Source organism: Burkholderia sp. Se-20378, assembly GCF_017104665.1.
GTDB classification, from domain to species: Bacteria; Pseudomonadota; Gammaproteobacteria; order Burkholderiales; family Burkholderiaceae; genus Burkholderia; species Burkholderia lata.
Window position 1 is genome coordinate 1 of the sequence record NZ_JAAGPG010000495.1, and the last position, 6,224, is coordinate 6,224.

At 66.4% G+C, this 6,224-nt stretch carries 6 protein-coding genes and 1 pseudogene; all 7 read right to left on the reverse strand.

The window, feature by feature from the left end; all coding sequences use genetic code 11:
- Positions 1–72 precede the first annotated feature (72 nt).
- A pseudogene (locus G3N93_RS32055) lies at positions 73–333 on the reverse strand (extensin); the annotation flags it as partial.
- A gap of 160 nt (positions 334–493) precedes the next feature.
- Positions 494–1,048, reverse strand: a complete 555-nt coding sequence (locus G3N93_RS32060) for a carboxymuconolactone decarboxylase family protein (RefSeq protein WP_174941785.1) — start codon at positions 1,046–1,048, stop codon at positions 494–496.
- Between the two features lie 32 nt (positions 1,049–1,080).
- Positions 1,081–2,415 (reverse strand): aspartate aminotransferase family protein, encoded by a 1,335-nt coding sequence (locus G3N93_RS32065; RefSeq protein ID WP_206122106.1) that lies wholly within the window; start codon positions 2,413–2,415, stop codon positions 1,081–1,083.
- Between the two features lie 15 nt (positions 2,416–2,430).
- Positions 2,431–3,480 (reverse strand): C45 family peptidase, encoded by a 1,050-nt coding sequence (locus tag G3N93_RS32070; protein WP_206134759.1) that lies wholly within the window; start codon positions 3,478–3,480, stop codon positions 2,431–2,433.
- 20 nt (positions 3,481–3,500) lie between these two features.
- Positions 3,501–4,229: a glutamine ABC transporter ATP-binding protein GlnQ gene (gene glnQ, locus G3N93_RS32075; RefSeq protein ID WP_206134760.1), complete on the reverse strand. Its 729-nt coding sequence runs from the start codon at positions 4,227–4,229 to the stop codon at positions 3,501–3,503.
- Positions 4,226–4,882 (reverse strand): glutamine ABC transporter permease GlnP, encoded by a 657-nt coding sequence (glnP, locus tag G3N93_RS32080; protein ID WP_174935880.1) that lies wholly within the window; start codon positions 4,880–4,882, stop codon positions 4,226–4,228. Before glnP ends, glnQ begins: the two co-directional genes overlap by 4 nt.
- 66 nt (positions 4,883–4,948) lie before the next feature.
- Complete coding sequence (gene glnH, locus G3N93_RS32085) at positions 4,949–5,701, reverse strand: glutamine ABC transporter substrate-binding protein GlnH (protein ID WP_043183237.1); 753 nt, start codon at positions 5,699–5,701, stop codon at positions 4,949–4,951.
- Positions 5,702–6,224: the final 523 nt, after the last annotated feature.

The window sequence follows — 6,224 nt, forward strand, 5'->3', positions numbered from 1 at the left end:
TTGTTGCAAGCCGAAGGCGGCAGACGCGGTTCCGACACGTGACGGGAGTTAAGACGTGTGCTGTTCCGATCGAGACGGCGGCGGTGCGGGTGGTGGCGGCGCAACAGCCGCCTGTTTCGGTGCCATTGCGGCGGCCGGGGCCGGCGGCGCGATGGTGCCCTGCACGGCGTGATCGTTGCCCGCGGGCGCTGCGGCAACGGGCGCGGACGAATCGCCGATACCGGCATCCTCGATCGCGCGGTGATCCGCACGCAGAAGCATCACGTAGGCAGTGCCGGCCGCGGCTACCAGGAGCCCACCGGCGATCATCAAGGTCTTGCGGGTACTCGTCATGCTTGCTCACCGCTCATATCGACGTGAACAAGCCATCATACGCGGCGATCCGCCCGCGATCCCGCATGAATACATTTGGTTGCATTGTGCCGGAACAGGTCGGCAACACGTTCGTCAGACGTATCGACTCCGCTCCTCCGGCACGATCAACGCGCGGGCGTCACTCCGGAAACGGCAATTCGGTCTGCCCTTCCGCGCGCATGCCGAACGTGTTCAGCGTCATCGCGACGAGCGCGTAGTAGCCGAGCAACGCAACGAGATTCACGACGGTTGCGTGGCCGAAGCGCGCTTCCGCCCGTGCAAATGTCGCGTCGCTCACGCGCCGCGTGTCATACAGCTCGCTCGCGAATGCATGGATCAGCGCATCGTCGTCCGACTCGAATTCGGGTGCGATGCCGCACCGGATCGCATCGGCCGTCGCGGCCGGCACGCCCGCCTCGAGTGCGATCGGATGATGAATGTGCCACTCGGCCTGCGAGCGCCAGCGCGCGGCCGTCACGAGAATCGCGAGCTCCGACAGGCGCAGCGGCAGGCCCGTGCGATAGCGGCAGAACGCGCCGAGCTTCTGCGCATGCTGAGCGAGCTCGGGGCTCGCGATCCAGCCGAGAAACGGCCCGTTCAGGTTGCCGCGCGGGCCGCTGAGAATGTCGGCCAGCACGGCCTTCTGCTCATCGGTGGCCGATGCGGGATCGAACGGAGGCAATCTGTTGGTCATGGCGAGGTCCGGACAAGGTTCAACGAATGCGGTCACGCGCCGGCCGACGCGAGCGCCGCGCCGATCGCGCCCGACAGCCGCTCGACGATCGTATCGATCTGCTGCGCGGTGCAAATGAAAGGCGGCGCGACCAGGATGTGATCGCCGTGAACGCCGTCGATCGTCCCGCCCATCGGATACACCATCAGGCCGCGCTGCATCGCTTCGCGCTTGACCGCCGCGTGCAGCTTCAGCGCCGGATCGAACGTCGCCTTGCTGTCGCGATCGCGCACGAGCTCGACGCCGACGAACAGCCCGCGGCCGCGCACGTCGCCGATATGCGGATGCGCGCCGTAATGCTCGCGCAACGACGCGCGCAGTTGCTCGCCGCGTGCCTTCACGTTGTCGAGCAGCTTCTCTTCGGCGATCACGCGCTGCACTTCGAGCGCGGCCGCGCAGGCGGTCGCATGGCCGAGGTACGTGTGGCCGTGCTGGAAGAAACCCGAGCCGTCGACGATCGTCCGGTAGATGCGGTCGCTGACGAGCGTCGCGCCGATCGGCTGGTAGCCCGCGCCGAGCCCTTTCGCGATCGTCAGCAGGTCGGGCGCGACGCCGTCTTCTTCGCACGCGTACAGGTAGCCCGTGCGGCCCATCCCCGACATGATCTCGTCGAGGATCAGCAGCACGCCGTACTTGTCGCACACCGCGCGAATCTTCTTCAGGTACGTGCGCACCGGCGGCACCGCGCCGGCCGTTGCGCCCACCACCGTCTCCGCGACGAACGCCGCGACGTTGTCCGCACCGAGTTCGACGATCTTCTGCTCGAGCTCGTCCGCGAGGCGCTGCGCATACGCCTCGTCGGTTTCACCGGCCTGCTGGTCGCGATACGCGAAGCACGGGCTCACGTGATGCGCCTCGATCAGCAGCGGCAGGAACGGCTCGCGCCGCCACGCATTGCCGCCGATCGCGAGCGCGCCGAGCGTGTTGCCATGATAGCTCTGGCGTCGCGCGATGAAATGGCGGCGCTGCGGCTCGCCCTTCTCGACGAAATACTGGCGCGCGAGCTTCAGCGCGGCCTCGACCGCCTCGGAGCCGCCCGACACGAAATACACGTGTTCGAGGCCGGCCGGCGCGGCGGCGACGAGCCGGTCGGCCAGTTCCTCGGCCACGTCGGTCGTGAAGAACGACGTATGCGCGTAAGCCAGTTGCTGCGCCTGCCGCTTGATCGCGTCGATCACGCGCTGGTTGCTGTGGCCGAGACACGAAACGGCCGCACCGCCGCACGCGTCGATATAGCGTTTGCCGGTCGAGTCGATGATCTCGATGCCGTCGCCTGCGACGGCAACGGGCAAGGTGGCGCGCGGAGCGCGATGGAAAACGGTCGTCATGCGTTGCCTCATGGATCAGGATGCGTCGTGCGCGCGTCCGGACGGCACGATGCGCGTCGCGAAACACTGCGCGCCCTGTTGGTGAATGGTGAAATCGATCGATGCCGCGCCGATCGCGAACACGCCGGTGGCCAGCGTGTTCTCGTCGTCGGGGTCGGCCGGATCGTCGCGGTAGATCGGCAGCCCTTCCGGCGCGCGATCGGCGAGCACGCGCAGCAGCGCGGCTTCGTCGATCGCGTCGATGGCGGGCGTCAGCGCGTCGACGCGGCGCTGGCGGTCGGCCGACGATTGCGTGACGATCTGCGCCTCGGTGTCGCTGCCGGGATGCACGAGATGGTTCGCATGCCCCGCGAGCCGCGCGACGTCGATCACCGAACAGCGCGCGACGCTCGCCTCGATGCTCAGCAGCCGCGCATCGCCGGTCGCGCCCAGCGTGTGATGAAAACCGCTTGCACGCGCATGACCGCGCAGCACGTCGGCTGCCGCGTCGAGCGACGTCGCATCGAGCACGGCGCGCGCGAGGATCATGCGCGGCACGCCCGCTGCCGGCGTGCGGATCCGCAGGTTGTTGATCGCCTGCGCGATGCCCGCGCGGTTCGCGGCAAAGGTATGGCCCGGCAGCGAACCGGGGTAGTAGAAGCTGATGAAGCCCGGCTTGCCCTCTGGTTGCACGTCGACGAGCAGGCAGCGCTCGCGCAGGTACGGATCGCCGTCCTCGTTGTGCGCGATCCAGCGCGTGCCGTTGGCGTCGCGCGCGGCGAGCGTCGTGCAACCGTCCGGCGCGTTGTGGATCAGTTCGCCGCGGCAGTTCCACAGAAAGATGTCCTCGGCGGGCCAGCCGACACCGGCCGCGATCCCGTCCAGCTCCGCGACGAGATCGGGATACGTTGCCAGCGCAGCCTGCCGCAGCGCGGCGACGAACGGATGGCCGCGCCAGCGGCGCACGGCCTGCCACGCGCTGCTCTGTTGCATGTATTCGTCGAACACGGGGCGGGCAAGCTCGCCGAGGCGCACGCCGATGTCGAACGGCGCGCCGGCGATGACGGGAGAAAGGGAAAGCGGCATGTCGGAGGGTTCAGTTTCGTTCAGGACACGTGTTTCAGGAATTCCTTCAGGCGCGGGGTCGGCGGCCGGTCGATCAGGTCGACCGGATGGCCGTCCTCGGCAATGCCGCCCTGATCCATGAACAGCAGGCGCGTGCCGACCCGTTTCGCAAAGCCGATCTCGTGCGTGACGACGATCATCGTCATCCCTTCGTTCGCGAGATCCTGCATCACTTTCAGCACTTCGTGGCGCAATTCCGGATCGAGCGCGGACGTCGGCTCGTCGAACAGCATCAGCCGCGGCCGGATCGCGAGCGCACGTGCAATCGCGACACGCTGCTGCTGGCCGCCGGACAACTCGGAAGGATAATGATTCGCGCGCGATTCGAGGCCGACCTTGTCGAGCAGCGCCATCGCCTGGTCGCGTGCTTCGGCACGCGAGGCGCCGCGCACCTGCGTCGGCCCGAACATCACGTTCTCGAGCGCGGTCATCTGCGGAAACAGGTTGAACTGCTGGAACACCATGCCGGCTTCGAGCCGGATGTTGCGGATCGTCGTCGCGTTGCCGCGCACGCTCTGCCCGTCGACGAGCAGCTCGCCGCCGGTGATTTTCTCGAGCGCGTTGATACAGCGCAGCATCGTCGACTTGCCCGAGCCGGACGGGCCGATCACGACGACCACTTCGCCTGCGTCGATCTTCAGGTCGATATGCTTCAGTACCGATACGTGGCCGAAACTCTTCGACACGTTCTGGAATTCGATCATGCTCATAGGATGCGCATCCTTTTCTCGACGAGCCGCAGCGTCAACGTCATGGCGCCGGTCAGCAACAGGTAGATGACGGCCACGGCAGTCCAGATCTCGACCGCCTGGAAATTGCCCGCGATGATTTCCTGCCCCTTGCGCGTCAGTTCGCCGACGCCGATCACGATGAACAGCGACGTGTCCTTCAGGCTCACGATGCACTGGTTGCCGAGCGGCGGAATCAGGCGCCGGAACGCGAGCGGCCCGACCACCTTCAGCAGCACGCGCGGCATCGACAAGCCCATCGCGAGCCCGGCTTCCGTCAGCCCCTTCGGGATCGACAGCAGCGCGCCGCGCACCACTTCCGCGAGATACGCGCCGGAATTCACCGTGATCGCGATGATCGCGGCCGTCAAGCCGTCGATGCGGATATGCGCGAGCAACGGCAGCGCGAAATACAGGAACATCACCTGCACGACGATCGGCGTGCCGCGGATCAATTCAATATAAACCTGAGCAAGCACGTTCATCGCCTTCGGTCCGTATGCGCGGAACATGCCCGCGACCATCCCGACGATGAAGCCGCCCACCAGCCCGAAAAATGCGATGAACACCGTCAACCGGACCCCGTCCATCAGGTCCGGCAACGCCGCCCAGATCGCCGACCAATCGAAATTCACTTGTCGCTCCCCGTTCGATTCAAGACCGGCGCGGCCACCCGGCCGCGCGCTGTTGCCGCGTCACGCTCACATCTTCGGCGGTTCGGCACCGAACCACTTCTTGTAGATCTGCGCGTAGCGGCCATCGGCCCGGATCTTCACGAGCGACGCGTTGACCTTCGGCACGAGCGGGCTGCCCTTCGGGAAGCCGATCCCGTACTTGTCGCCGCTGACCGGTTGGCCCGCGACCTTCACCTTGCCCTTGCCTTCGTTGTTCACGAAGAACAGCACGTTCGGCGTGTCGTGCATCGCCGCGTCGACCCGGCCGGCTTCGAGCGCGAGGTAGGCCTGGTCGATGTTCGGGAACTGGCGGATCTCCTTCGGCTTCAGGTGCGCCTTGATCCAGTCGATCGTCGCGGTGCCCGTTTTCGCGGCGATCACCTTGCCGTTCAGGTCGTCGATCGACTTGATCGTCGTGTTGCCGGTCTGCACCATCGCCGCGAGGCCGCTGTCGTAGTACGGCGCGGAGAAGTCGATCGCCTTCTTCCGCTCCTCCTTGATCGTCATGCCCGACAGCGCGACGTCGATGTTCTGCGTCTGCAGCGCCGGGATCAGGCCCGCGAAATCCATCGGCTGGATCGTGTATTTCCAGCCCTGGTCCTTCGCGATCTCCGCCCACAGGTCGAGATCGAAGCCGACGTACTTGTCGCCCTGCTTGAACTCGAACGGCATGAACGACGTGTCGGTCCCGACGACGAGCGTCTTGGTGTCCGCGTGCGCGAGGCTTGCGCCGAGCGCGGCAACGACCGCGACGGCTTTCAGGAAGGAACGGCGACTCATGGTTTCTCTCCGCATGATTGAGCGATGTGACCGGCCAGGCAGCCGGCGGAACGACGACATCAAGCCGCACCGCAACATGCGATGTCGAATTAGACCTTAGTGCAACAAGTGTTGTCAATGGCGATACTACGACAACAAAAAAGTCCGCAACGGGTAAATGCATCGAGACAAACCCGGGGCGCACGCGGCGGATAAATCGGAGGAAAGGGCCTGTGGCCCGGGGCGAAGCGGCCGGGCCGGATCGTGCTGCGCCGGTCGACGGCGGCGTCTGACGAGCAGTTGGCGGTGACTGGCCTGGACGGGCAGGTTTGCCGTCCCGGGCATCACGCTGGAGAGGAGGATGGCGGTGCAATCGTGCGGCGCCGATTGCCGCCGCCCGCGCGTTTGTCAGTGCATTCGACAGCGCGGATCGTCGGCGCTTCGACGTGCGGCGGCTGTGCCGGGGCGGCTGACCCTGCGATGCCGGCAACCGCCGGCGCGGCTCAACGCATGTTGCGGGAAACGCGCGGCCCCGCCCGCCGGC